At 69.3% G+C, this 25,081-nt stretch carries 21 protein-coding genes and 4 pseudogenes; 12 read left to right on the top strand and 13 right to left on the bottom strand.

Annotated elements, in window-relative coordinates:
- From ACIPSA_RS39160 to ACIPSA_RS39150, 3 genes are all read right to left on the bottom strand, one after another.
- Window positions 1-773 (bottom strand): alpha-amylase family glycosyl hydrolase (locus tag ACIPSA_RS39160; RefSeq protein WP_402643815.1); only part of this gene is annotated, 773 nt, incomplete at its 3' end.
- Complete coding sequence (locus tag ACIPSA_RS39155; protein WP_402643812.1) at window positions 770-2,767, bottom strand: alpha-1,4-glucan--maltose-1-phosphate maltosyltransferase; 1,998 nt, start codon at window positions 2,765-2,767, stop codon at window positions 770-772. The genes ACIPSA_RS39160 and ACIPSA_RS39155, both read right to left, overlap by 4 nt.
- Window positions 2,768-2,834: 67 nt before the next feature.
- Entirely contained in the window at window positions 2,835-3,134 is a 300-nt protein-coding gene (locus tag ACIPSA_RS39150; protein ID WP_402643809.1) for a DUF5133 domain-containing protein, read from the bottom strand.
- A gap of 317 nt (window positions 3,135-3,451) precedes the next feature.
- On the opposite strand from ACIPSA_RS39150, the gene ACIPSA_RS39145 reads away from it, so the two are divergent.
- Both ACIPSA_RS39145 and glgX read left to right on the top strand, forming a co-directional pair.
- On the top strand, window positions 3,452-3,973 hold the full coding sequence (locus tag ACIPSA_RS39145; RefSeq protein WP_402643808.1) for a pep a2: 522 nt from the start codon (window positions 3,452-3,454) through the stop codon (window positions 3,971-3,973).
- The gene (glgX, locus tag ACIPSA_RS39140; RefSeq protein ID WP_402643805.1) at window positions 3,970-6,147 is read left to right on the top strand and encodes a glycogen debranching protein GlgX; all 2,178 of its coding nucleotides are present in this window, start codon (window positions 3,970-3,972) and stop codon (window positions 6,145-6,147) included. Before ACIPSA_RS39145 ends, glgX begins: the two co-directional genes overlap by 4 nt.
- 128 nt (window positions 6,148-6,275) lie before the next feature.
- Here glgX and ACIPSA_RS39135 read toward each other — a convergent pair whose 3' ends face one another.
- Window positions 6,276-7,088, bottom strand: coding sequence for a VOC family protein (locus ACIPSA_RS39135; RefSeq protein WP_402643803.1), 813 nt, complete (start codon window positions 7,086-7,088; stop codon window positions 6,276-6,278).
- Between the two features lie 126 nt (window positions 7,089-7,214).
- Here ACIPSA_RS39135 and ACIPSA_RS39130 point away from each other — a divergent pair, with 126 nt between their 5' ends.
- Complete coding sequence (locus ACIPSA_RS39130; RefSeq protein ID WP_402643801.1) at window positions 7,215-7,538, top strand: ANTAR domain-containing protein; 324 nt, start codon at window positions 7,215-7,217, stop codon at window positions 7,536-7,538.
- Window positions 7,539-7,541: 3 nt separating this feature from the next.
- On the opposite strand, the gene ACIPSA_RS39125 is transcribed toward ACIPSA_RS39130, so the two are convergent.
- Entirely contained in the window at window positions 7,542-8,333 is a 792-nt protein-coding gene (locus tag ACIPSA_RS39125; protein WP_402643799.1) for an RNA polymerase sigma factor SigF, read from the bottom strand.
- A gap of 232 nt (window positions 8,334-8,565) precedes the next feature.
- Here ACIPSA_RS39125 and ACIPSA_RS39120 point away from each other — a divergent pair, with 232 nt between their 5' ends.
- From ACIPSA_RS39120 to snpA, 4 genes and pseudogenes are all read left to right on the top strand, one after another.
- A complete protein-coding gene (locus ACIPSA_RS39120) occupies window positions 8,566-9,063 on the top strand; it encodes a MarR family winged helix-turn-helix transcriptional regulator (RefSeq protein WP_402643796.1) in 498 nt (165 codons plus the stop codon).
- Window positions 9,064-9,077: 14 nt separating this feature from the next.
- Window positions 9,078-9,715: pseudogene (locus ACIPSA_RS39115) on the top strand (ABC transporter permease); the annotation flags it as partial.
- A 454-nt stretch (window positions 9,716-10,169) separates the two neighbouring features.
- A complete protein-coding gene (locus ACIPSA_RS39110; protein WP_402643793.1) occupies window positions 10,170-10,451 on the top strand; it encodes a hypothetical protein in 282 nt (93 codons plus the stop codon).
- Between the two features lie 506 nt (window positions 10,452-10,957).
- The gene (gene snpA / locus ACIPSA_RS39105) at window positions 10,958-11,722 is read left to right on the top strand and encodes a snapalysin (protein WP_402643790.1); all 765 of its coding nucleotides are present in this window, start codon (window positions 10,958-10,960) and stop codon (window positions 11,720-11,722) included.
- Window positions 11,723-11,959: 237 nt separating this feature from the next.
- On the opposite strand, the gene ACIPSA_RS39100 is transcribed toward snpA, so the two are convergent.
- The gene (locus ACIPSA_RS39100; protein WP_402643787.1) at window positions 11,960-12,145 is read right to left on the bottom strand and encodes a hypothetical protein; all 186 of its coding nucleotides are present in this window, start codon (window positions 12,143-12,145) and stop codon (window positions 11,960-11,962) included.
- Window positions 12,146-13,039: 894 nt separating this feature from the next.
- Here ACIPSA_RS39100 and ACIPSA_RS39095 point away from each other — a divergent pair.
- Window positions 13,040-14,827 (top strand): hypothetical protein, encoded by a 1,788-nt coding sequence (locus ACIPSA_RS39095; RefSeq protein ID WP_402643784.1) that lies wholly within the window; start codon window positions 13,040-13,042, stop codon window positions 14,825-14,827.
- Window positions 14,828-14,896: 69 nt separating this feature from the next.
- Here the strand turns inward: ACIPSA_RS39095 and ACIPSA_RS39090 are convergent, their stop codons facing one another.
- Window positions 14,897-15,574: an SMI1/KNR4 family protein gene (locus ACIPSA_RS39090; protein WP_402643782.1), complete on the bottom strand. Its 678-nt coding sequence runs from the start codon at window positions 15,572-15,574 to the stop codon at window positions 14,897-14,899.
- 334 nt (window positions 15,575-15,908) lie between these two features.
- On the opposite strand from ACIPSA_RS39090, the gene ACIPSA_RS39085 reads away from it, so the two are divergent.
- Window positions 15,909-17,090, top strand: a complete 1,182-nt coding sequence (locus ACIPSA_RS39085; protein ID WP_402643780.1) for an alpha/beta hydrolase family protein — start codon at window positions 15,909-15,911, stop codon at window positions 17,088-17,090.
- A 285-nt stretch (window positions 17,091-17,375) separates the two neighbouring features.
- On the opposite strand, the pseudogene tnpA reads toward ACIPSA_RS39085, so the two are convergent.
- Window positions 17,376-17,821 (bottom strand): annotated as a pseudogene (gene tnpA, locus ACIPSA_RS39080) (IS200/IS605 family transposase).
- 27 nt (window positions 17,822-17,848) lie between these two features.
- On the opposite strand from tnpA, the gene ACIPSA_RS39075 reads away from it, so the two are divergent.
- Window positions 17,849-19,096, top strand: coding sequence for an RNA-guided endonuclease InsQ/TnpB family protein (locus ACIPSA_RS39075; RefSeq protein ID WP_402643778.1), 1,248 nt, complete (start codon window positions 17,849-17,851; stop codon window positions 19,094-19,096).
- Window positions 19,097-19,107: 11 nt separating this feature from the next.
- Here the strand turns inward: ACIPSA_RS39075 and ACIPSA_RS39070 are convergent.
- Window positions 19,108-19,227: pseudogene (locus ACIPSA_RS39070) on the bottom strand (DUF4291 family protein); the annotation flags it as partial.
- 135 nt (window positions 19,228-19,362) lie between these two features.
- Window positions 19,363-20,349, bottom strand: coding sequence for an NAD-dependent epimerase/dehydratase family protein (locus tag ACIPSA_RS39065; protein ID WP_402643776.1), 987 nt, complete (start codon window positions 20,347-20,349; stop codon window positions 19,363-19,365).
- A 437-nt stretch (window positions 20,350-20,786) separates the two neighbouring features.
- Between ACIPSA_RS39065 and ACIPSA_RS39060 the strand changes: the two are divergent.
- Together ACIPSA_RS39060 and ACIPSA_RS39055 are read left to right on the top strand one after the other, a co-directional pair.
- Window positions 20,787-21,006 (top strand): annotated as a pseudogene (locus ACIPSA_RS39060) (ABC transporter permease); the annotation flags it as partial.
- Window positions 21,007-21,196: 190 nt separating this feature from the next.
- On the top strand, window positions 21,197-21,730 hold the full coding sequence (locus ACIPSA_RS39055) for a hypothetical protein (RefSeq protein ID WP_402643774.1): 534 nt from the start codon (window positions 21,197-21,199) through the stop codon (window positions 21,728-21,730).
- Window positions 21,731-21,748: 18 nt separating this feature from the next.
- Here ACIPSA_RS39055 and hemC read toward each other — a convergent pair whose 3' ends face one another.
- The 3 genes from hemC to ACIPSA_RS39040 all read right to left on the bottom strand — a co-directional run bounded on the left by hemC (window position 21,749) and on the right by ACIPSA_RS39040 (window position 24,770).
- The gene (gene hemC, locus ACIPSA_RS39050) at window positions 21,749-22,684 is read right to left on the bottom strand and encodes a hydroxymethylbilane synthase (protein WP_402643771.1); all 936 of its coding nucleotides are present in this window, start codon (window positions 22,682-22,684) and stop codon (window positions 21,749-21,751) included.
- Window positions 22,685-22,875: 191 nt separating this feature from the next.
- Window positions 22,876-23,652, bottom strand: a complete 777-nt coding sequence (locus ACIPSA_RS39045) for an NPP1 family protein (RefSeq protein WP_402643769.1) — start codon at window positions 23,650-23,652, stop codon at window positions 22,876-22,878.
- Between the two features lie 140 nt (window positions 23,653-23,792).
- The gene (locus ACIPSA_RS39040) at window positions 23,793-24,770 is read right to left on the bottom strand and encodes an ATP-dependent DNA ligase (RefSeq protein WP_402643768.1); all 978 of its coding nucleotides are present in this window, start codon (window positions 24,768-24,770) and stop codon (window positions 23,793-23,795) included.
- Between the last annotated feature and the right edge of the window lie 311 nt (window positions 24,771-25,081).

The following is a 25,081-nucleotide window of genomic DNA, read 5'->3' as shown; positions in this document are numbered from 1 at the left end:
AGGAGGACCGTGTCCGGGTACTGGGCGTCGATCTCCTTGCGCACCCGCTTGAGGAACTCGTGGGTCGCCGGGAGGTTCTCGCAGTTGGTGCCCTCGGCCGTGTAGAGATAGGGCACCGCGTCGAGGCGGTAGCCGTCGATGCCCAGGTCCAGCCAGAAGCGGAGGGCGGCCAGGATCTCCTCCTGGACGGCCGGGTTCTCGTAGTTGAGGTCCGGCTGGTGGGAGAAGAAGCGGTGCCAGTAGTACTGGCCGCGGACGGGATCGAAGGTCCAGTTGGAGGCCTCGGTGTCGACGAAGATGATCCGCGCGTCGGGGTACTGCTTGTCGTCGTCGGCCCACATGTAGTAGTCGCCGTAGGGCCCGTCGGGGTTCTTGCGGGACTCCTGGAACCACGGGTGCTGGTCGCTGGTGTGGTTCATGACGAAGTCGATGACGACACGCATGCCGCGCTGGTGGGCGGCGTCGACGAACTCCACGAAGTCGGCGAGGTCGCCGAACTCGGGCAGCACGGCGGTGTAGTCGGCGACGTCGTAACCGCCGTCCCGGAGCGGGGACTTGAAGAAGGGCGGCAGCCAGAGACAGTCGACGCCGAGCCACTGTAGGTAGTCGAGTCTGGCGGTCAGGCCCTTGAGGTCGCCGATGCCGTCACCGTTGCTGTCCTGGAAGGAGCGGACCAGGACCTCGTAGAACACGGCGCGTTTGAACCACTCCGGGTCCCGGTCCCTGGCCGGTGTGTCCTCGAAGGTGTCCGGGACGGGGTCGTTGACAGTCATGACGCTCTGGGCCCTCCGTTCTGTGGCGCGACGGGCGATCGCTCGACATGGAGCACGTGTGCCGGTGCCCGGCCGGGCGTGAGGCGCACATAGTTGGTCCTGCCCCAGTGATAGGTCTCATCCGTCAGTTCGTCGTGCACGGACAGGTCGGCGTGCCAGTCCAGGCCGAGTTGCGGCATGTCCAACGAGACCGTGGCCTCCTGGGTGTGGTGAGGGTCGAGGTTGGCGACCACCAGGACCGTGTCCGAGCCGGTGCGTTTGCTGTACGCGATCACGGCGTCGTTGTCCGTCGGGTGGAAGCGCAGGTTCCTGAGGCGCCGCAACGCGGGGTGCCGGCGCCGGATGGTGTTGAGGCGGGTGATGAGGGGTGCGATGGTGCGTCCCTCGTGTTCGGCGGCGGCCCAGTCGCGGGGTTTGAGCTGGTACTTCTCCGAGTCCTGGTATTCCTCGCCGTCCTCGCGCAGGGGGGTGTTCTCGCACAGTTCGTAGCCGCTGTAGATGCCCCAGGCGGGGGAGAGGGTGGCGGCGAGGACCGCGCGGACCTCGAAGGCGGGCCGGTGGCCGTGCTGGAGGTAGGCGTGCAGGATGTCGGGGGTGTTGGCGAAGAAGTTCGGCCGCATGTACGCGGCGGCGTCCCCGGACAGCTCGGTGAGGTACTCGGTCAGCTCCTGCTTGGTGTTGCGCCAGGTGAAGTACGTGTAGGACTGCTGGAAACCGATCTGCGCGAGGGTGTGCATCATCGCGGGGCGGGTGAACGCCTCGGCCAGGAAGATCACGTCCGGGTCGGTGGCGTTGACGCCGGCGATCACCCGTTCCCAGAACACGACCGGCTTGGTGTGGGGGTTGTCCACCCGGAAGATCCGCACGCCGTGTGCCGTCCAGTGCCGCAGCACCCGCAGGGTCTCGGCGACCAGGCCGTCCAGGTCCGCGTCGAAGGCGATGGGGTAGATGTCCTGGTACTTCTTCGGCGGGTTCTCCGCGTAGGCGATCGTGCCGTCGGGGCGGTGGTGGAACCACTCGGGGTGCTTGTGCACCCAGGGGTGGTCCGGGGAGCACTGCAGCGCGAAGTCGAGGGCCACCTCCAGGCCCAGCCCGCGGGCCCGGTCCACGAACCGGTCGAAGTCCTCCAAGGTGCCCAGGGCGGGGTGGACGGCGTCGTGGCCGCCCTCGGGGGAGCCGATCGCCCAGGGCACGCCCACGTCGTCGGGACGGGCGTCGAGGGTGTTGTTGCGGCCCTTGCGGAAGGTCGTCCCGATGGGGTGGATGGGGGGCAGGTAGACCACGTCGAAGCCCATCGCGGCGATCGCGTCGAGGCGGCGGGCGGCGGTTGCGAACGTGCCGTGCGGCTGCTCGGGCGTGCCTTCCGAGCGCGGGAAGAACTCGTACCAGGAGCCGTACAGGGCGCGTTCGCGCTCCACGAGGAGGGGCATCGGATCCGACGCGGTCACCAACTCCCGCAGCGGATACCGCGCCAGCACCTCGTCCACCTCCGGCGCCAACGCCGCCCCGAGGCGGGCCTCCAGCGAGAGCTTGTCGTTGTCCAGCGCCCGCGCCGCGGAGAGCACCGCTTCGCGCTCCGGGCCCTCGGGCACCCCGCAGGCCGCCCGGGTGTGGAGGTCGGCGCCCTCCTCCAGGACCAGCCCGGTGTCGATACCGGCCGGGATCTTGATGCGGGCGGTCCTGCGCCATGTGGTCACCGGGTCGCCCCAGGCCTCCACGAGGTAGGTCCAGCGGCCCGTCGCGTCCGGAGTGACGTCGGCTCCCCAGCGGTCGGTGCCGGGGGCGAGTTCACGCATCGGCGTCCACGGGCCGGGGCGGCCCTCCGGGTCGCGCAGCACCACGTTCGCGCCGACGGCGTCATGGCCTTCACGGAAGACGGTCGCGGAGATCTGGAACGTCTCCCCGACGACAGCCTTCGCCGGACGCCTGCCGCACTCCACGGCCGGCCGGACGTCGCGAACCGGAACTCGGCCGATGGCCGGAGTCGAACTCATGGGTCTCACCTCGCCGTGCGCGAAGCCGGGCCCAGGGCCGGCTCGGAATCCGAAAAGTGCCGGAAGGTCAGTTCCTTCCCGCCCTGGAACGCCAGTCCCACGGCGGAGCCCGCCGCGCCGCGCCGCTCCCGTGCGGCCGCCCGCCCTGCTCCTGCAGATAGCCGCCGAGGCTCGAGCGCAGATAGCGTTCGGCGGCGTCGGCGGCCTCCCGGGCGCAGCGCTTCCCCATCAGCACGCACAGGGTGTATCCCGAGTCCTCGAACGTGGCCCGCACCGCGCGGTCACCCGGCGAGGCGAGCATCACGCGTTCCCACGCCCGGTACCGCCGCAACTGCCGGGCCACTTCGGCCTTAGCGGGTAGCAGCATGGCCCTCTTCACCCTCCGACGCTCTCGACTGGGCGCGCTTCCCGACGATCGGGTGGTCTCCGTGCGCGGAGAGGCACGGATCCGTTACGGCGATCGAGGCACTTTCACACATGGTGCACGGGTGACGACTCAGCGTCTTGTTGGTTCTTCAACCACCTCGGGAGTGTCCTCGTGTTGCACGAATGGCGTAGTGCCCGCACTGTGGATCTGACTCAGGAGCGATCAGTGCTCGACGCTCGGTGATCGGGGCGCCGTTGCCCGAGGGGGGCGTGAACGAGCGGGAGCTTCGCCGGTGAGGAGCAGAGGAGCAAGCGACGATGAAGACCGCAGTGCCCTGCTACTACCACCTCGACGTGGAAGTCAGCCCCGAACGGGTGGGACAGGTCAGCCGCATCCTGGCCGCCCACCTCCGCTACTGGGACCTCGAGAACCTCGTGGACCCGGTCTGCCGCGGCGCCGAACTGCTGTTGCGGGCCATCGACGAGCATGCGACGGACAAATACACGTCGATCGAGATGTGGTGGAACGGCCAGCATCTGATCACCGCCGTCGGCGGGGACGACCGCGATCTGCGTCCCGACCAGGACCTGCGCGCCTGTCTGACCCACATCGCCGCGACGAGCGACGGCTGGGGCTGCTGCGCCTCGGACACCGGCAGCAAGATCATCTGGTTCTCGCAGCGCGCCCGCTCCGCCGAGCGCGTCCCGCTGGTCCCGACGGCCCCGGCGCCCAGCCTGCGCCAGGTGCGTCAAGTGCCGCGGGGGGAGCCCGTGGCCGCACTGGCCACGCCGCTGGACGTGGTGGACGCGGCGGACGCCGCCCTGGAGGACGCCCGGTGACGGCACGTCCGAAGACGAAAGGGGTGCCCGTCTGGAGCGGGCACCCCTACCCGTTGGGCGCCTCCTACGACGGACAGGGCACCAACTTCGCCCTGTTCAGCGAGGTTGCCCAGCAGGTCGACCTGGCCCTGGTCGACGACGCGGGCACGGAGACCCGTGTCCCGCTGACCGAGGTCGACGGTTTCGTCTGGCACGGTCATGTGCCCGGGATCGGGCCGGGACAGCGCTACGGCTTCCGGGTGCACGGTTCGTGGGACCCGGGCCTCGGCCACCGGTGCAATCCGGCGAAGCTGCTCCTCGACCCGTACGCACGGGCCGTGGACGGGCAGATCGACAACCACGCCTCGCTCTACGAGCGCGCCCCGGCCGGCCCGGCCCCGGCCGACAGCGCCGGGCACTGCATGCTCGGCGTCGTCACCGACCCGTCCTTCGACTGGGGCGACGACCGGCCGCCCCGGCGGCCGTACGCGGACACCGTGATCTACGAGGCCCATGTGCGGGGACTCACCCGCACCCACCCGGACGTCCCGCCCCGGCTGCGCGGCACCTATGCCGCCCTCGCCCACCCGGCGGTCGTCGAGCATCTGACCTCCCTCGGCGTGACCGCGGTCGAGCTGATGCCGGTGCACCAGTTCGTGCAGGACGGCGTGCTCCAGGACCGGGGCCTGTCCAACTACTGGGGCTACAACACGATCGGCTTCTTCGCCCCGCACAACGCCTATGCCGCGTTCGGCACCCGCGGAGAGCAGGTCGACGAGTTCAAGTCGATGGTGAAGGCACTGCACGCGGCCGGCCTGGAGGTCATCCTCGACGTGGTCTACAACCACACCGCCGAGGGCAACGAGCACGGCCCCACGCTGTCCTTCCGCGGCATCGACAACGCCTCGTACTACCGCCTCGTCGACGGGGACTGGGCGCACTACTACGACACCACGGGCACCGGCAACAGCCTGCTGATGCGGCACCCCTTCGTGCTCCAGCTGATCATGGACTCGCTGCGGTACTGGGTCACCGAGATGCACGTCGACGGTTTTCGCTTCGACCTGGCGGCCACACTGGCCCGGCAGTTCCACGAGGTGGACCGGCTGTCGGCGTTCTTCGACCTGATCCAGCAGGACCCCGTGATCAGCCGCGTCAAGCTCATCGCGGAACCCTGGGACGTGGGGGAGGGCGGCTACCAGGTCGGCAACTTCCCGCCGCTGTGGTCGGAGTGGAACGGCAGATACCGGGACGCGGTACGGGACTTCTGGCGGGCGGAACCGGGCTCGCTCGGCGAGTTCGCCTCCCGGCTCACGGGCTCCTCCGACCTGTACGCGCACAGCAGACGGCGCCCCCGCGCCAGTGTCAACTTCGTGACCGCGCACGACGGTTTCACCCTGCGCGACCTCGTCTCCTACAACGACAAGCACAACGAGGCCAACGGCGAGGGCAACCGGGACGGCGAGAGCGTCAACCGGTCCTGGAACTGCGGCGCGGAGGGCGAGACCGACGACCCCGCGATCCTGGAGCTGCGCGCCCGCCAGCAGCGCAACCTGCTGGCCACGCTGCTGCTGTCGCAGGGCATCCCGATGCTCAGCCACGGCGACGAGCTGGGCCGCACCCAGCGCGGCAACAACAACGCCTACTGCCAGGACAACGAGGTCTCCTGGACCGACTGGGAAACGACCGACGAGCAGCGCACGCTGACGGACTTCACCCGGTACGTCATCGCCCTGCGCGCCGTCCATCCCGTACTGCGCCGACGGCGCTTCTTCCGCGGCGAGACGGTCACTCACGTCGACCAGCCGCTGCCCGACCTGGTGTGGCTGCTGCCCGACGCGCGCGAGATGACCGCCCGCGACTGGCAGCGCTCCGACGCGCACTCGGTCGGCGTGTTCCTCAACGGCGACGCCATCGCCGAACGCGACCCGTACGGGCGGCGTGTGGTCGACGACTCGTTCCTGCTGCTCCTCAACGGTTACTGGGAGCCGGTGGACTTCCGCCTGCCCGACCGCACCTACGGCGAGCGCTGGACCACCCTGATCGACACCGCCGACCCCGAGGGGATCTTGGACGAGCGCGAACGCAAGGCGGACACGGTACTCCGGGTCGAGGCCCGCAGCCTCGTCCTGCTGTCCCGCCCGTCCCGCACCACCGGCAGGACCGCCCGGACGGCTGACGCCCGGAACGGCTGACGCCCGGAACGGGAACGGCTGACGGCCAGGGAGAGCGACGGCCAGGGAGAGCGACGGCAGGGGAGAGCGACGGCCAGGGAGAGCGACGGCAGGGGAGAGCGACGGCAGGGGTGGCAGCGCCGGAGGCGTCAGTGTTCGCGGCGTGAGGTCACCGTGAACTGGGCGCCGTCGGGATCCCGCAGCACCGCCTCTTCCTCCTCCTCCCGCAGCACGCTGCCGCCGTGCTTCTCCGCGGCCCGCGCGCAGTCCGTCACGTCGGCCACGGCGAAGTGGATCTGCCAGTGCGGCCGCACCGACGGATCGGGAGCCGCCTCCACCGCACCCGAGTCGATGCGCGCCACCACGTCGCCCCGGCTGCGCAGCACCACCTCACCGCCCTCGTACTCGACCTCGCAGCAGCCGGGACGGTCCGAGGCCCAGTCGAGGATCTCGCCGTAGAACAGGGCGGAGTCGAAGGCGTTGCGGGTGTGCAGCCTGATGAAGGTGGGTGCCGCCCGCCGCCACGTCTCCCAGTTGGAGATGAGCTCCCCCTCCCAGATGCCGAAGATCGCTCCGTCCCGGTCGGCGAGCAGCGCCGCCCGGCCCGGCGGGAAGGACAGCGGACCGACCGCCGCCGTACCGCCGCGTTCCCGGGCCCGGGCCGCGGCCTCGTTGGCGTCCGGGACGGCGAAGTACGGCGTCCAGGTCACCGCCATCTGCCACATGGCGGCGACCGCGGCGATCCCGGCGACCGGCACACCGCCCGCCAGCGCGATCCGGAAGTGATCACCGAGCTTGGCGTTCCGCCATCGCCAGCCCAGTACGGCCCCGTAGAAATCCTCCGTGGCCTCGAGGTCACGGCTGGTCAGACTCACCCAGCAGGGTGCGCCGAAGACGGAGTGGGTGGAGACGACCTCCTTCTTCCTCTTCGCGCCGCTGGGGAAAGTCGTGTCGTGGTTCATTGCAGTCGCGTCCTGGTGTCGGAGACCGGTGGTCACCGGTCTTCCACCAGTGTCCAACCGGAATCGGCTCGGGCGCCTGCCGAGTACCCCGCTGGCACACGGCCGGACGGGTGACACGATGGATGAGTGGGCGAGAGCGACCAGAGCGAGGCCGAACTCATCTTCGGGCTGGAGGAAGAGGTCCAGCAGCTGAAGGAGGCGGTCGCCTCCCATGCCGTCGTGGACCAGGCGATCGGGATGGTGGTCGCACTGGGGCGGGTGACACCGGACGAAGGGTGGGCGGTGCTGAAGGAGGTCTCCCAGCACACGAACATCAAGCTGCGCAGTGTCGCGGAGTTCATCCTGCTCTGGGGCCGCACCGGCGACATGCCCCCGGAGATCCGCGCCGAGCTGGAGGACGCCCTCGACCGGTACGGACCGACGCAGATTCCGGGGGCACCGCCGGAGTGAGGCTCAGCCCGTCTCGGCGAGCAGATCCTCGCGCAGCCGCTCGAAACAGCCGCTGAGCAGCCGGGAGACGTGCATCTGCGAGATCCCGAGCTGCTGGGCGATCCGGCTCTGCGTCATCCCCCGGAAGAAGCGCAGATAGAGGATGAGGCGCTCACGCTCGGGCAGCGCCTGCAGACAGGGCCTGACGGCGGCACGGTCGACGACGAGGTCGTAGCCGGGGTCGGGTCCGCCGAGGGCGTCGCCCAGGGCGTACCCCTCGGTTCCCGCCATCTCCGCGTCCAGCGACAGCGCAGAGAAGCACTCCAGGGCTTCGAGACCGGTGCGTACCTCGTCCTCGGTCAGCTGTGCGCGTTCGGCGATCTCGGCGACCGTGGGCGCCCGGCCCGGGAGCGTCTGCGCCAGCTCCTTGCTGGTGCTCCGGACCCGGTTGCGCAGGTCCTGGACCCGCCGCGGCACATGCAGGGTCCACATGTGGTCACGGAAGTGGCGCTTGATCTCACCGGTGATGGTGGGCACGGCGTACGCCTCGAAGGCTCGGCCGCGCGCCGGGTCGTAGTGGTCGACGGCCTTGACGAGACCCAGGGCCGCCACCTGGTACAGGTCTTCCAGGGCCTCCCCACGGCCGCGGAACCGGACGGCGATCCGCTCGGACATCGGCAGCCAGAGCCTGACCAGCTCATCCCGCAGCGCCCGGCGCGCCGGGCCCTGCGGAAGCACGGCGAGCCGCTCGAACGCCTCGGCCGTGTCGGGGGCGTCGTCATGGGGATGGGGCTTCGTTCTGGTGGTGGTACCCATGAGGGTGCGCACCTCCCTCGGCAGGTGGTGACAGACACCATGGGAGGCGTGCTCTGGGGACCGTAAGGGGGGCACCCGGGGTACTCGGCGGACCGGCTCCCACGGACGTGCCTCCTGTCCGAAGCACTCATATGCCGATTCCCCCGACGGGCTACAACAAAACAATTCACCCGAAATCGTGACAATGCGGATCCGGTCGGCGGCGTCCGCCTTGACCGTCCTTCGGGAGGAGATGCCTCTGCAAGAGAGATACCTTCCGAGTGTGGCATCGGGTGAACGGAAGACCTTCCCGGAGGAGCTGGCCGACACCCTGGTCGGCATCCAGCGGCTGATCCGCCGCCGCCTGGGCAGCGGCGGGCTGACCACCCCACCGCTGCGCGGCGCCGAGGTGGAGCTGCTGCGCCTGGTCGAGGCCCGGCCCGGCATCGGCATCTCGGAGGCCGCCAAGGAGCTGTATCTGGCTGGCAACTCCGTGTCGACCCTGGTCAACCGGCTCGCCAAGGACGGCTGCCTGATCCGGGAGACCGATCCGGCGGACCGCCGCGCCGCGCGCCTGCGACTCACCGAGGCGGCCCGCGACCGGCTGCGGGACTGGCGGCGGCGCCGGGCGGCCCTCGTCGCGCGGCACGTGGACCGGCTCGGCGAGGCGGACCAGGACGCGCTGCGGGCCGCACTCCCGGCGCTGCGCAAACTGGCCGTCACCCTGCGCGAGGAGGCCGAGGGATCATGACGCGGGGCTCGGCGATGTCCGAAGCCCCCGCCGCACCGCCAACCGAGTCGGCTGACCCCGTCCCCCGGACGGCATGGATCTGCTGCTGCGGCCGCCCCGGCGCCCGCGGGCTGGCGGGTGCTGCCCGCCCGGGTCGTCGCGATGCGCGCTGTCGAACTGCAGAAGCTGCGCCACGACCGCACGGAGCTGTACACGAGGGCGGTCCAGCCCGCCCTCTGGCTGCTGGTCTTCGGCCAGACCTTCACCCGGATCCGGGCGATCCCCACCGGCGGCATCCCCTGCATCGACTGCCTCGCGCCCGGCATCATCGCCCGGTCCGCGATGTTCATCGCCATCTTCCACGGCATCCAGATCATCTGGGACCGGGACGCCGGCATCCTGAACAAGCTCCTCGTCACGCCCCCCGCGCTCGGTGCTGATCACCGGCAAGGCATTCCCGACCGGGGTGAAGTCGCTGATCCAGGCCGTCGTCGTCATCCTCATCACCGTCCTGCTGGGCGTCGCGCTCGCCTGGAACCCGCTGCGTCTGCTCGGCGTCGCGGCGGCCGTGGTCCTCGCCTCCGACTTCTTCTCCTGCCTGTCGATGACCATCGCGGGCATCGTGCTCAGCCGCGACCGCCTGATGGGCTTCGGGCAGGCGATTGGCTGTCCACAAGCTCTTTCCGTGGAGGCAGACGAACAGCAGACAGACCGTCAGCCACTGGCAGACCGCCGCATCTCCCGATTGTCCCTCCGCCGGCAGGCCCGCCGTAGCGCTGCTGACTGGAGCGGAGGGAGGGCCGCGCTCTACTGCCGCGTCTCGCATGCGAACGACGACGACCAGACGGGCGTTGACCGTCAGGAAAGGATCTGCCGAGACACCGTCGAGCGTCTGAACCTCACGGTGCCGAGCCATCTGGTGTTCGTGGACAACGACCGTGCACGCCGCACCGTTTGCACATCACGATGCCGCGCAGCCAGTAGCAACGGTTGTCCTCGTTCTGGCTGCCCCGGACAGCCGGGGCACGGTACGTGCGCCGGTCGCGTACCTCCTGCCAGAGACCTTCGTTGATGCTTGCGGGCCACTGACCTCGGCCGACTTCTTCGCCTCGGAAGACCCGGATTTCGTGACAGACGCGGCGATCAACCTGTTGGAGAGGCTGGACGTGACCGGCAGTACCGAGTCGCCGAGCTTGACGGCAGCCGATCAGGCAGCCATCGAGGCCGACGAAGAGGAGCTTGCCGAGTTGCTCGTTCGCGTGGCTGACGACCGCCCGGCCCGTACGGTCCCGAAGTCGCCGGGTGCGGCGAACACGCTGCTGGAGGCGGGCGGAGAACCCACCGACCTTGTCCCCACGCCGCTCGCCGGGCTGTACGGCGGGCCCGGCCTCCATCCCGATCAGGACTGAGCGGCGGCGGCTCAGCGGTGAGGGGTGCCGCCCAGCGCCGAGGGTGACTCCCTGGGGCCCCGGGGCCGGTGGGGCGCGAAAGGGACGGAAGCTCATGTTCTATGACGTCGGTCACAGCGCCCCGCCAACAAACCGGCATGCTTAGTAGACGAGGCATGGCCGACATCTAAGGATTTGTCCGTCTTGGCCCGGATGTGGATCCCGCCGTGCGTCCCGGGATTCCGCCCGGCCGACACGCACGCCCGTTGCCCCGTGACGTAAGGCTTCTGACGCCGCGACAGCTTCCCCTCCTGCCGCCATGTGCGGACCGGAGACCCGCGCACTGCCCTGGCGAGGTCCCGGGAACCTACGAGGCGACGTAGTGGCGGGACCCTTTGCGCTCCCTGTCGAGCCGTTCTAACAATGTCGACCCACAGGACGTCGCCGCAGTTCGGCACCGGTGTTCCCGCAGAGTCGACCGCGCACCGGGCGCTCGGCGTCACCGAGTGAGTAGGAGCCCCCCCCACATGCAGTCGTCCCGAACATCCGCGAGACTCCTCGCACTCGCCATCGGCCTGGGTCTGGCCTCCAGCGCACTGGGCGCGGCGGTGCCGGCGAGCGCCCAGGCGGCCGCCACCCCGTCCGCTGCCGCCGGTACTTCCGTGGCACGGTACGCCGGGTCGGTTGAGGAGGCCGCGAACAACAAGGCGTTCTTCGAGGCCGTGCTCAAGTCCGTCGCCGAGAAGCGCGCCGCCCAGCCGAACGCGCAGGCGGTGACTGTCTACTACAACGCCTCCCAGGCACCGAGCTTCCGTTCGCAGATATCGAGCGCGGCCTCGATCTGGAACAGCTCCGAGTCCAACGTCAAGCTCCAGGAGGCGTCGAGCGGTGCTGACTTCTCCTATTACGAGGGCAACGACCCGCGCGGGTCCTACGCCTCCACCGACGGCCACGGAAGTGGCTACGTCTTCCTCGACTACACCCAGAGCCGGCAGTACGACTCGGTCCGCGTCGCCACCCACGAGACCGGGCACGTGCTGGGCCTGCAGGACGACTACAGCGGGCCGTGCAGTGAGCTGATGTCGGGCGGCGGCGCCGGCCCGTCCTGCACCAACCGCTACCCGAACGCCACCGAGCGCTCGCGTGTCGACCAGCTGTGGGCCACCGGACTCGCGCAGGCCCCCGGCACGGTGACCAGGCCCGCTGACCACCCGAGCGCCGCACCGCCGGTACGGACCGTGGTGCCGGGCCGCGGTCCGTGGCATCCGCTCCACCGCACGCCCTGGAGTTGATTGCGTTCCCAAGCGGGAAGCGGCTCGCTGTCGAGGTTTCTGGTGACGGTGCCTCTCGTACAGGTCGACGAGAACTCCGTCGTCCTCAAGGGCGCACCTGCGGCGCGCCGGGACGCCCGGCCGCCCCGGACGGGCGTGCGACCTCCGCTCGCCGGGCCGTCCCGATTCGCGACACGTCAAAGGTCGGCTTCGGCGGCGTAACCCTGGTCTCCAGCCCGAGCGAGCGAGCCACCAGCGTCAGGCCGTCGTGGCAGACGAGCGGCGCACCAGATAGGCGAACGGCAGGGCCACGAGAGTCGCTGTCGTCAGGGCGAGCAGTGCTGTGACCGTCGGGTTGACCCAGGGCGGGACTATCTCCACGCCGCTGCAGACCGTGCTGAGGGGGAAGTAGGTGTGCGACTGCGGATAGGTTCTGACGCCCATTCTGACCATGCAGGTCTTGTCCCCGTACATTCCGGGTGAGTACAGGAGGTCGGCGTGACTGAAGGTCAGGAATGCGCTGGCCGCAGCGGATCCGGCGACGAGTGCCAGGGGTCTGGGGCTTGCCAGGCGTGGCCGGCCTCCTTCCCGTAACCGTTGCACCGCATGCTTGACGAGGCCGATCACGGTCGCGGTGAGCACCATCCCCGCGGGCAGGGCAAAGACAACAAAGAGCATGGGGAATGCTCGCACACAGGTGCGCCCGTGTAGGGGTCTGCGAAAGCAGGACGGATCACTGCTCGCCACGACGGCAAGGGTTTGCCCGGAGGGCGAGAATCCGAAGTCTCGAAGGTCAGGGTAGGTGGAGTGGAAGATGTGCCACCACCGCCAACTGCGCCGGCGCGGTCGTCTCCACTCGCGTCACCAACGCCGCCCTGGACATCCGCGAGTGCCTGCGCACCCGTGCGCCTGACGCCGGTGTGGCCGAATCCCGGGATGCGCCGAGTGTGTAGCCGACAGTTTCAGCCGCACCCGCGCTTTGTCCGGTAACAATCTTTCGACCCCCGTGAACCTCCTCGTACGGTCTTGCACTTGTGTACGAATTCGCACAAATGTTTGAAGATTCTACGGGGAAGGACACAGGTCTTCGTGCGAGAACACATACGGTGGTTCAGGAACCGCCGTCTCCACTCCCATGCCGCTCTGTGCGCGATCGTGCTGGCGGTCGTGCCGTTATCCGTCCAGGGGACTGCGTCGGCTACAAGTTCGGGTGGCGACCCCACGTCGCCGGCAGCGAGGCCGGCAGCCGGCCCGGAGCGGGTCACCCTCGCCGCCAACGGCCGACCGGAATCGGGGAAGAACCCGTCCGCCGGCCCGACGTTCCATGAGACTTCGGGCGTGTGGCAGGTGGACCGCTCCACGGTCACCCTGCGAAACACGGTGACAGACCCGGACAACGACAAGGCGAACCTGACCTTCGAAGTCTGGACCGTCGGCGCCGACGGGAAGCCTGGTAGTCGCGTCAAGCTGAACGACAGCGAGTTCGGCGTTCTGGTGTCGCCCATGGTGGACTCGGGCAAGACCGCTCAGGTCACCGTCGACTACGGCCGGCTGAAGCCGAACACCACGTACTTCTTCCACACCTCGGCCTACGACGGCGCCCTGTACGAGACCGAATGGTCGCCGTGGGCGAAGTTCAAGATCCGTGACCGCGCGGTGGACATCAAGCTGCCCGAGCCCGACCCGCAGGCACCGAGTGTCGACCTGGACTCCTACCAGGAGCCGCAGGTTGCCCAGCGGAACATGCCCGCACCGCCCACGCCGCTGACGAAGAACGCCCTGCCGGCACCCCTCGGCAAGGGCTGCACGCGCACGGCACCCGACAAGATCAACTGCCTGGTCGCCGGAGATCCGGGCGAGCTGACGAAAGCCCAGCGGGCGACCGTGCGGAAGAAGCTGACTGCCAGGGCATCGGCCGGCAACTTCTTCGCCTGGTGCGACAACCTCAACACCGGCAAGGACTACATCAAGCGCACCGAAGCATGTCTGAAGCGGGCGACACCGCTGCACAGCTACACCTACAGCAATCTGCCTAACGGGCAGACGATCCTCGTGGGCGACGCCATGTTCGCCTCCGAGATCCAGGTGAAGCTGGACCCGCAGTCGACCACGTTCCAGCAGCGGTGGTGGTTGGTGCCGGTCTACTTCAAGGACTTCGAGGGCAAGCAGTCCGAATGGGGTCCGCTGACGGTGCGCCCCGAGTTCACCTGCACCCCGCAGTGTTCCACCAGCGCGCCCGAATGGTCCGCTCCCCCGACATGGAGCACCACTGGCGCGGATTTGCACAGCACCTACGTCACGTTCACCCACACAGCGACGGGCACGGACACCAGCAAGATCTACTCTGTCCAGCTGGTGTGGAAGTGGCACGCGTCCACACCGAGCACGATCAAGGAGTGGGACGGCGACCTCGGCACCTCGGTGCCGGACGTCAACATCCGCTGCGACAAGGTGGCCAGTGCCAGCAAGCCCGGCTGTGTGTTCTCGGCGTACAAGCCGACGTGGGTGATGAACTTCAAGAAATATCCGCCGGCCATCGCGCACGGCTGGCTGGTCCAGTCGAAGCTGCCCAACCACCCCGGCAGCAAGGCGGCCGGCACACCGATGAAATACCTGCCGGGTAAGACGCTGAACCAGCACGGTCGTGATCCCAACGACAACCGCAAGGTCATCTGCCCCCAGGTGGATGGGAAGGGCTGGGCCGTCGCCAGGGGGAACCCGGACACGACGCTGCTGCCGGACCAGCGCCCCAATGACACCCGGTCCTGCGACGAGTTCGCCTATGCGTCGACCTACAACAGCGGCGGCATGCCGTCGAACCTGGACGGTCTGAACCCGGTCACGTCCGGAGACCAGTGCGTGCAGACCTACGCCACCCGCGTCAAGCAGGATGAATGGCATCTGTACGACGAGATCCGCGAGGCGGCGCCGACTTGGAAGGAGGTCTGCGGACGCTCCTCCATGTCGACGTGGATCAACTCCGGGTCGATGGGCGGCTTTTCCGGTACCTTCGCGGCGGCCGGCAAGTTCCACCTGCTGGACGAAGATGAGTACTGGGTGGCCTTCCCCGAGTTCGCGAACTGCGACGCGACCAAGGCAACCGTGAGGTGCACGCCGCAACCGTAGAGCACGGATGAACGAACGCGGCCGGCCTGGCGGAGTATGTTCCCGCCGGGCCGGCCGTTGGCATTTCTCCTACAGATCCCGCAGATACGTCATGTCGTCCTTGAAGCCGTCCCTCGGATCGATCCACGTCAGGCCCGCGTCGTGGATGACCGGCTGACTGAACTCGTCCTCGGCCCCGTCCGGGTCGCGCAGGCAGCGCCGCTCTTCCAGGGCGGACGCGATCTCTTCGAGCCAGTCAGCAAGCGGCCTGCCGATGGGTTCGCTCTCCTGGTCGACAGCCCAGGTGCCGACGTTGCCGTAGGCCGACTCGTCCTCGCGTGCGTCGACGTAGTAGCCGTACCACCCGTCGCCGGTGTTGTAGGCAAAGGGGATCAACCCCGGCTCGCGCTCCCAGTGCTGCGTCATCTGCTCGTACTGGACCTGGACGGACTGAAGGGGCAGCCAGCCCTTGCCGGCAGGCAGCCAGTCGACGTGCCCGTAGTTCCCGACGGGGTCCGCAGGGTCGACGCCGGCCGAACCGTCGTGAAGCTGGTACCACGCCCGCAGAGCAGGCGGGAACCGGTAGCCGATTGCGTCTTCCGCTGCGGCGATCTGCTCGGCCGTCGCGGGCAAGCGCAGCAGCGCGGCGGAGGCCGGGGCGTACTGGCGAAGCCAGGTCTCGATACGTTCCCACGCTGCCTGCGTCCGGTACACGGCGGCGGCGGTCGGCTGTAACTCGGCGTGCATCCGTCCTATGTCGTCGGTCATGCGGGCAGCGTACTCGCAGACACGGCACACCCTGTTGGCCGACTGGGTGCGGCGGGATGCGCCCTGTTCATTCCGCGACAGAGGGTCGGCTGCCCCGCTCGAAAGCAGACCAGCCGCTGTCCGATCAGCCCTTCTCGGGCGCCACGCCGGTCGGGCAGGAGACGCCCGTCCCAGCGGCTGCGTGCCGGCACCCCTTGCGTTCGGCCTGCGAGTGCAGAACGTGTCGCCTACGTCTTTGGGTGGTGTGAAGGCCGGCCATGTACATCTCTGAGGTGATGCCACTTCCATCTCTGAGGGGACGTCACCGCGACGCACCCGTTCTAGCGTCACCGCCATGACACGAACCCGTCGCGCAGCCACCGCTGTCGTGTTGGCCCTTGTCCTGCCGCTGCCTGTTGTCGCAGCGACCCCGGCGTCGGCCGCCACCGCCACCGTGCACCGCACCGTCGCGGCCCCCGACACGACCTCTTCGCCGGCCGAATTACCCGCCCCGACCGGGCCTCACGCCGTCGGCCGGGACATCCTGCATCTCGTCGACGAGCACCGCCAGGACCCGTGGGTCCCCTCGGCAGGGCCACGGCAGCTCATGGTGTCGATGTACTACCCCGCCCGGCCCGGCACCGGCGGTCCCGCACCGTACATGACCACCGAGGCAGCCCGGCTCATGCTCCAGATGAAGTTGCCGGGCACCACCATTCCGCCCGAGGCGGTCAGCGAAACCCGCACCTGGTCGCGCACTGATGCCATCCCGCTGCACGGCCGGTTCCCGCTGGTACTGCTTTCGCCCGGCTTCACCATGCCCCGCACGGAGATCAGCAGCCTTGCCGAGGACCTGGCCAGCCGCGGCTACGTCGTCGCCCTGGTCGACCACACGTACGAGAACTCCGGCACCACGTTCCCCGACGGGCAGACCCTCACCTGCACCGTCTGCGACGACCCCGACGCGTACCCGCCTCAGACCATCGAGGACAGCCGGGCGAAGGATCTCTCATTCGTCATCGACGCGTTGACCAGCCACCGCCACCCCGCCTGGCCCTTCGCCCACATGATCGACACCAAACGGATCGGCGTGGCAGGGCACTCCCTCGGCGGCGCCTCCGCCGTCCCCACCATGGCCCACGACAAGCGCGTCCTGGCCGGGGTCAACCTCGACGGCACCATGTTCGTGCCCGTCCCCGACAACGGCCTGGGCGGCCGGCCGTTCATGATGATCGGCCATCCCACGGGCGCTGGCGAGGACCCCACCTGGACGGACGCCTGGGGCCGGCTCAAGGGCTGGAAACGATGGCTGACCTTCGAAGGCTCCAACCACGCCAGCTTCACCGATGTACCCGTCCTCGCCGACAAGCTCGGCATCCCCGAACCGCCGGGCACGACCCTCTCTGCGCAGCGCTCCGTCCAGCTCACCCGCACCTACGTCGCGGCCTTCTTCGACCTCCACCTACGGGGTGTCCCGGAGCCCATTCTGAACGGACCCACCTCGGCCTACCCGGAGGTCAGCTTCCATACGCCGTGACCAGCGGCCAGCGCCTTCGGCCTCCAACCCCGACGCGTGACCCCGGCCGTGCCGCCCTCCCCGGTGATGGCCGGCCGGACGGCACGGCCAGGTGACGTGTGAGCCTGGCGGGTTGCTGGTCCCGGGCTTTCCGGCACCGGGGCGATCAACGTCGGGCAGGACGCCCCCAGTTGGTCGCGAACGGGGTACTTGGCTTGGCCCGAGCGGGGTTACCAGGGATCTTGCAGAAAGCCTCGGCGTTCACGCCGGGTATGAATGCATCTCAAGACTGCTCTGACGTGCATGTTAGAGCGGGCGTTTTTGCTGCTCGATGTACTGGCGGACGATCGCCAGTGGTGCTCCGCCGCAGGAGGCGGAGAAGTACGAGGGCGACCACAGGTGGCCGTGCATGATGGCGCGGTTGACGTGGCCGGTGAACTCTCCCCCAGCCTTCGGCCGGGAGGTGCCCCCAGGCGTATCCGGCGGGCGGAGACGCCCTTGAGGCTGTTGACCAGCTTGGAGACGGCGACCTTGGGTGGGTAGTTGATCAGGAGGTGGACGTGATCGCGTTCGCCGTTGAACTCCTTCAGCTCCGCTTCGAAGTCTTCGCACACCTTGCGCATGATCTCTTCGCAGCGCGTCAGCATTACGTTGTTGAACACTCCGCGCCGGTATTTGGTCACAAAGATCAAATGAACGTGCATCGCCGAAACCACGTGTCTGCCCCGCCTGAACCCGTCATTTGTCTCCATGAGACCAACTCTAGTACGGTCGCTCACATGCAGTTGCGCTATAACTACCGGGTGTATCCGGACGCCACCCAGCGGCGTGCGCTGGCGAGTGCGTTCGGGTGCGCCCGCGTGGTGTGGAACGACTGCCTGCGCGACCGCAAGGAAGCGCACGCAGCAGGGCTGCCGTACGTGAAGTCGGCCGAGCTGTCCCGGCTTCGCATCACCCAGGCCAAGCGCACCGAGGAACGCGCCTGGCTCGCCGACGTATCGGCGGTCGTCCTGCAACAGTCCCTGCGGGACCTGGACACCGCCTACAAAAACTTCTTCGACTCCATCAAGGGCAAGCGGCAGGGCCGCAAGGTCGGGCCGCCCCGCTACAAGTCGAAGAAAGACACCCGGCAGTCGATCCGCCTCAACACCAACGCCTTCTCCCTTGAGGAGAACGGCACGGTGTACGTGGCCAAGGTCGGCAACCTCAAGGTCAAGTGGTCCCGCCGGTTGCCGGCCGCACCCACGTCCCTGACCATCACCAAAGACAGCTCCGGCCGGTACTTCCTCAGCTTCGTCGTCGACACCGAGCCGGACATCCTCCCCGGCCTGGAGACCGATGCCGGTCTCGACCTGGGCCTGTCCGCCTTCGCCGTCCTGTCCGACGGCAGCAAGATCGACAGCCCCCGCTTCCTGCGCCGGGCCGAGAAGAAACTCAAGCGCCTTCAGCGGGAGCTGTCCCGCAAGGCCAAGGGATCGAAGAACCGGGCCAAGGCCCGCATCAAGGTCGCACGCCAGCACGCCCGCGTGGTGGACCGGCGCCGGGACTTCCACCACAAGGCATCCACACAGATCATTCGCGACAACCAAGCGGTGTACGTGGAAGACCTTGCGGTGTCCGGTCTCGGCCGCACCCGGCTCGCCAAGTCCGTGCACGACGCGGGATGGTCCGCGTTCGTCGGCATGCTGGAGTACAAGGCGGTCAGGCACGGCCGCACCTTTGCCAAGGCGGACCGGGCCTTCCCGTCCTCGCAGGTCTGCTCGGCCTGCGGCTTTCGGGACGGCCCCAAGCCCCTGAACGTCCGGGAGTGGACGTGCGGCGAGTGCTCCACCGTGCACGACCGAGACCACAACGCAGCCCGCAACGTCCTCTTCGAAGGACGCCGTATCGTCGCCGCCGGACGGGCAGAGACGCTAAACGCCTCGCAGAGCGCCGGTAAGACCAGGACGCAAGTCCCGGCACAGCGCGATGAAGCAGGAAGCCCCCGGAAGGGTCAGACGACCCAGGCTGGAATCCCTGGACTTTAGGCCAGGGAGCACGTCAAGTCGCGGATGTCGACCGTCCACTCGTCCGCGTAGCGTCGTACGGCCTCACCGGACAGACCGAGTTGCAGGGACCGGTACGGCAGCGGCCGCAGGTGCAGATCCCGTTCGGGGTCTCACGAGAGTCCACACAACCCCCGATGATCACGCGGTGGCCGTACCGTTCTCGGCCGGACCCACCAGGAGATCGGGAAGTCAGAGCGGAAGGCGCCTGTACAGACGCTCGGGTGTGCGAGACCGGTCCAGCGCCGTCAGCCGAGGGCGTCGAGCAACTCGCGCTCGCGCTGAGCGCTGAGGCCTGCGCGCCTTTCCCGGTCCAGCCCCTGCTCGCGTTCCCAGCGCAGCGTGTCGGCCAGCACCTCCGCCGGGGGCCGGTGACGCAGCCCCGCGGCGCGCGCCGAGGACCCGTCCCGGGCCGACCACCCTTCCCAGCCCGGCTCAACCAGCCACATCGCCAGCGATTCGGACCCCATGTACTGGGCCACGCCGTTGGCGAGCAGCCACGCCGATTCGGCGTTGACCACCGGACCGGTGTGCCCGCCGGCGGCGCGGGACAGCTCGATCCACTCTTCGAACGGAACGACCGGGCCGACAGCGTTGTATGTGCCGGTGGTTCCCGTCTCCGAGGAGTCGAGCAGCCAGGAGGTGAGGTCCCGCACGTCGACCACCTGGGTGGGCATGGCCGGTGTGTCGGGGACCAGCATCGGCCCGCGCGGATCGCGTGCGGCGCGGGCGACCCAGTAGCCGGAGCGCCCGCTGTGATCGCCCGGGCCGCCGATGAGCCCGGCTCGTGCGATGAGGAGGCGGTCGCCCACGGCGGCCGTCGACGCCTGCTCGCAGGCGACCTTCGCCTCGCCGTACAACTCGCGGTCGACCTCGCTCCGGTCAGTCGGGGCGAGCAGGGCCGCGGACTCGTCTGCCCCCAGCGTGGCGTGGGAGGCGTAGGCGTTGCCGGACGAGACATACACCCAGTGCCCGGCCTTGCTGCCCAGCACGTCGAGCGCTCCACGAACGAAGCCCGGCTGCCATGACACCTCGACGACCGCGTCCCATACCCGGTCGAGCAGGGGCTCGTACGCCGACGGATCGCGCCGGTCGGCGGCGACCAGTGTCGCTCCGTCCGCGACTTCTCCGCTCTCGCCACGCGCGAGGCAGGTCACCCGATGGCCGCGTTCGATCGCCTGTCGCGACAGCTCCCGAGCCACCCATGCCGTTCCGCCCAGAACCAGGATCTCCATACCGACACACAAGCACCGGGATCACCGCCCGGCCAGGCGGATTCGCTGACAGCAGATGGTCAGCCGTCGGATCGATCTCAACCCTCGGGCAATAGCGTCGACCCGCCGAGGCATCCCAAAGACGGTGCGGCAGCCTGACCCGCGAAGCCACTGGTGCGTGAGCGGGGCCGACGGAGTTCTGCCGCCGGGGCCGTGTCGCCTGATGTCGGCCCTATGCGGCCGTGCCTATGCGGCCGTGCCTATGCGGCCGTGCCTAAGCGGCAGGGTGCTCTCGCGCCGAGTGGACCGCCGGCGCCGACACCCCACCCGTTCTCCGCTTCTGCGAGGGTCTTGAGGTCTTGCCCCAGGCCAACAAGATCTTCTACCGTCAGGAGATCTGTGCAGGTCAGCGTCCGGATTCCAGCCCGGCGTCACTGGCTGAAACAGCTCGTGGACCGGGATTGACTCAAGCGATCACGATGCCGCTGTTCTTCGCCCTCAACGCCCTCGGTCCGTCTCCGTCATGCCGGGCTGGCTCCAGGCGGTCAGCAGGTTCAATCCCCTGAGTCACCAAGTCGACGCGCTGCGCGCCTCGCCGCCGATTTCGGCGTCCTGCTCGTGGCCGCCGCCCTCGGCATCACCGCGGCCTCGTCAGTGCTTGGCCGACTCGCCCGCTGATCTTGCGCCGGACGTGATGTGCGGCACGCACCCGGGCCTCGTCCCGGAGCCCGGTGACGGGATTCTTCCTGCGCAGCGCTTGATCAACGATCAAAGCGGGCGAATCATCTGGCCACAGTGCATTCCGCTCATTTGACAGTGCGCTGAGCCCACAGATAGACAGCAGCTCTCGGAGGTCGAGAGGGGCACTGTGTACGAGCCGAACGTGGTCGGGGACTGGCAGGAGTACGACGAGCATGCCGGTCTGCGCGTCCGCGTCCACCGTCTGGAAGCGGCCGAGCCGCCGCGCGGACGCGACGACGCGGCCGTCGGGCTGACGTACTTCAGTGTCCGGGTGACCATCGAGAACCGCGGTGCGCGCCATGTCGGCGTGCAGCTGGAGGACGGCCAGATCGACGTCCGGGTCGGCCCCGACGGGGAGGGCGCCTTCATCGACTGGCGCAACTCCGAGTTCATCGAGGGCTTCGACGTCTACCCGCTGCGCCGGGCCACCGCCGTGGTGTACGCGGCCGGTCCGCAAGCGTCCCTGGGCCAGATCGACGTACAGGTCCATCTGCGGGCCGACGAGGAGTGGGCCGACCGCCGGCTGTGGGCGGGTGGCATCGAACTGCGTGAAGAGCCCGTCGCGGCCGCTCCCGCGGGTGCCGGCCCGGGCAGCCTGGCCCACCAGGTGAGCGCCTTCCTGAAGGACCTGGAGGACCAGACGGAGCCGGGTACCGCCTGACGGCGGCGATGGCGGGGGTCAGTGCGGGATGCCGTCGATGATCTCGCGTGCGCCCTGCCGCAGCAGGGACACGGCGACCGAGGTGCCGAGCGTGGCCGGGTCGAGCCGGCCCGCCCACTCGTGCGCGTTCAGCCGGGTCTTCCCGTCCGGCGTGAACACGCAGGCGCTCAGGGACAGTTCACCGCTGCGGTCCATGCGCGCGTAACCGGCGATCGGGCTGTTGCAGTGGCCCTGCAGGACGTGCAGGAACATGCGCTCCGCCGTCGCCTCCCGGAACGTGTCCAGGTCGCCGAGCCCGCTCACGACGTCGATCAGCTCGGCGTCGCCCTCACGGCACTGCAGGGCGAGGATGCCCGCGCCGATCGGCGGCATCATCGTCTCCGGGGACAGCACCTCGGTGATCACGTCACGCCGGTCGATCCGCTCCAGACCCGAGACCGCCAGCAACAGCGCGTCCGCCTCGCCGGCCGCGAGCTTCTCCAGCCGCCGGTTGGCGTTCCCGCGGAACGGCACGCACTCCAGGTGCGGGTGGGTGGCGGCCAGCTGGGCGACGCGGCGCACCGAGGAGGTGCCGATCCGGGTGCCCGACGGGAGCTCGTCGAGGGTGAGCCCGCCCGGGTGCACGAGCGCGTCACGGATGTCGTCCCGCTTCAGGAACGCTGCGAAGACCGTGCCCGCGGGCAGCGGCCGGTCGGCCGGCACGTCCTTGACACAGTGCACCGCGAGGTCGGCCTCCCCGGCCAGCAGAGCGGCGTCCACCTCCTTGGTGAACGCCCCCTTGCCCTCGACCTTGGACAGGTCGCCCAGCCACTTGTCACCGGTGGTCTTCACCGGTACGACCTCGGTGCGCACCTGCGGATGGAGGGCGGCCAACTCGGCACGGACACGCTCCACCTGGGCGAGCGCCATCGGGGAGTCACGGGAGACGATACGGATCAGTTCCGGGACGGACATGGGGACACGATAGACCTTCACGAGGCACACCCATGCACATCGCCCGCATTCCTCCGGCGCGCCCCGACTACCGGTAGAGTCCTGCCCCCGCGTGCCGGTCGAAGAGGGGTGCGCCGGACCCGCCCTGCCCGGCCGGGGCTCCCGCGTCCATGGGTTCCTGCCGCGCTCGGGCGGCAGGAACCCCCGGTGACTCAGGCGTTGGGATCGAAGGGGATGCCGGACGGCTCGGCCGAGGAGAGGTGGGAGGCGAAGTTGCTGTCCTTCAGGCCGAAGTTGGCGCTGCCGAAGTCGTACGCGCTCAACTTGTCGCGCAGGCCCGCCGGGTAGCCGTTCCAGCCGACCAGCGGCGGGTACTGCCAGGTGTGCTTGTGGTTCTCCGGCGGCTCGTCGTTGGAGTTCGCGAGCCGGAAGCAGTGCGTACGGATGCCGTCCTTGTGATACACGATCTTCGCGTGCGTACCCTCGAAGCGGACGTCGGACACCGGGTGCACGGTGAACGAGCCGTGGTTGGACGTGGAGACGTACTTGATCTGGTCGTTCTGCACCCACACCACGACGTGCTCCCAGTCGTGCCGGTGGCCGCCGATGCTGCTCCCGGCCAGCGCCTGGTCCTTCTCGAAGTACAGGCCGTACAGGTAGGCGCACCAGCCGTTGTTGCACTTGTAGCGTGAGTAGCTGTTCGTGTTGTCCAGGTCGGAGGCGTCGTGGCACGAGCCGTTGAGGGCGCCGGTCGGCTTGAGACCGCCGTTGATGGTGCCGTCGGGGCCGATGGCGGGGGTGGAGTAGCAGCCGTCCGTGTCGTAGTCGAAGGCGGGCTGGTACGTGAACTCCGCGGGCTCGGCGTTGGCGGGCAGCGCCTGCGGCGGGTCGGCGTACGCGGCGGTGGCGGTGGCGACGACGAGTGTGGCGGCTCCGGCGAGACCTGTGAGCCATCTCCTGCGGTGTGCCTTGAACTTCGGTGACGACACTGCGTCCTCCTCTTTGGGCGCAGCCCAACGGCTGTGGGGGGCAAAGGGAGTTCAGCTTCCCGGGTTTTCACTTCCGGGCCAAGGGGTCACAGGCGTATCAGTGGTGAAGTGGGGCCCAGTTCTTGGATCGTGACGATGAGTCAGGACGGTTCGTCGGGGATGTCCGCCGCCGACTCCTCGGGCGCGAGGTCCGGACGCAGCCGGAGCCAGGACGGCTGGCGCAGCAGCCCGGCCCGGGTACGGGTGCTGTAGGCGACCTCGCCGACCAGCCGGGGCAGCACCCAGTGGGCACCGGAGACCGACGGGACAGGGTCGAAGGGGCACACGCCGGTCTCGGCGGCCTGCAGCAGTGCGGCCAGTTCGGTGCGCTCGGCCTCGCTCCAGCCGGTGCCCACCCCGCCGACGTACCGCAGCCGTCCGGCGTCCCGCTGGCCGACCAGCACGGCACCGGGCAGCCCGGCGAGCCGGCCCCTGCCGGGCAGCCAGCCGCCGACGATCACGTCCTCGCTGCGCATGTTCCGGATCTTGATCCAGGCACGGGAACGCACCCCCGGCTCGTACACCGAGTCCAGCCGCTTGCAGACCACCCCCTCCAGGTCGTGCTCGCGGGTCGCCCGCAGGGCCTCGGCTCCGTGTCCGACGACGGCGGCCGGGGTCGACCAGCGGGGCCCGTCCAGCCCGAGTTCCTCCAGCCGTGTCCGCCGCCGCGTGTAGGGGAGGGCGAGCAGGGACCGCTCCAGGTGCATCACGTCGAACAGCACGAGGTGCACGGGAACCTGTGCCGCCCGGCGTGCCGCGCGCTCCGGCGCGTGGGCCAGGCCCATACGGCTCTGCAGCAACTGGAAGTCGGCGCGCCCCCGTTCGTCGAGGGCGAGGACCTCACCGTCCAGGATCGCGGGGGTGGTGCCGAGGGCACCGCCGAGCGGTCGCAGCTCGGGGTAGGCGGCGGTGATGTCCTCGCCGGAGCGGGCGCGCAGCAGCACGCTGCCGTCGCCGGGCAGGTAGACCACCGCGCGCTGGCCGTCCTGCTTGGTCTCGTAGGCCCACCGGGCGTCCTGTGCGGCGGGCGGCAGCTTTCCGGGTGTGGCGAGCATCGGCGCGATCAGCGGCAGGGTCACGGCTGAAGGTGTCGACCGCGTCCGGCGCCGTCACGCCCGTTTCGGCAGCGGTTCCCCTGAACGGCCGCCGCTCGGCGTCGCCGCCCAGCGCTGCGGCCCAGCGCTCCGTGTCCGGCGGCGGCTGGGCCCGCACCAGGCGCGACTGGTCGGCCGTCACAACGAGTTGGGCGCGGTCGCGGGCGTCCGGTTCGGTCATGGTCAGGCGTTGTGCAGGGCCGCCGGTACCCGGCTGTGCCCGCCGGTACCCGGCTGTGCCCGCCGGTACCCGGCTGTGCCCGCCGGTACCCGGCTGTGCCCGCCGGTACCCGGCT

The sequence above is a fragment of the Streptomyces sp. NPDC086549 genome, from assembly GCF_044746205.1.
GTDB lineage: Bacteria > Actinomycetota > Actinomycetes > Streptomycetales > Streptomycetaceae > Streptomyces.
The sequence above is the reverse complement of the archived record's forward strand: the minus strand, read 5'-3'. Positions and strand labels throughout refer to the sequence as shown.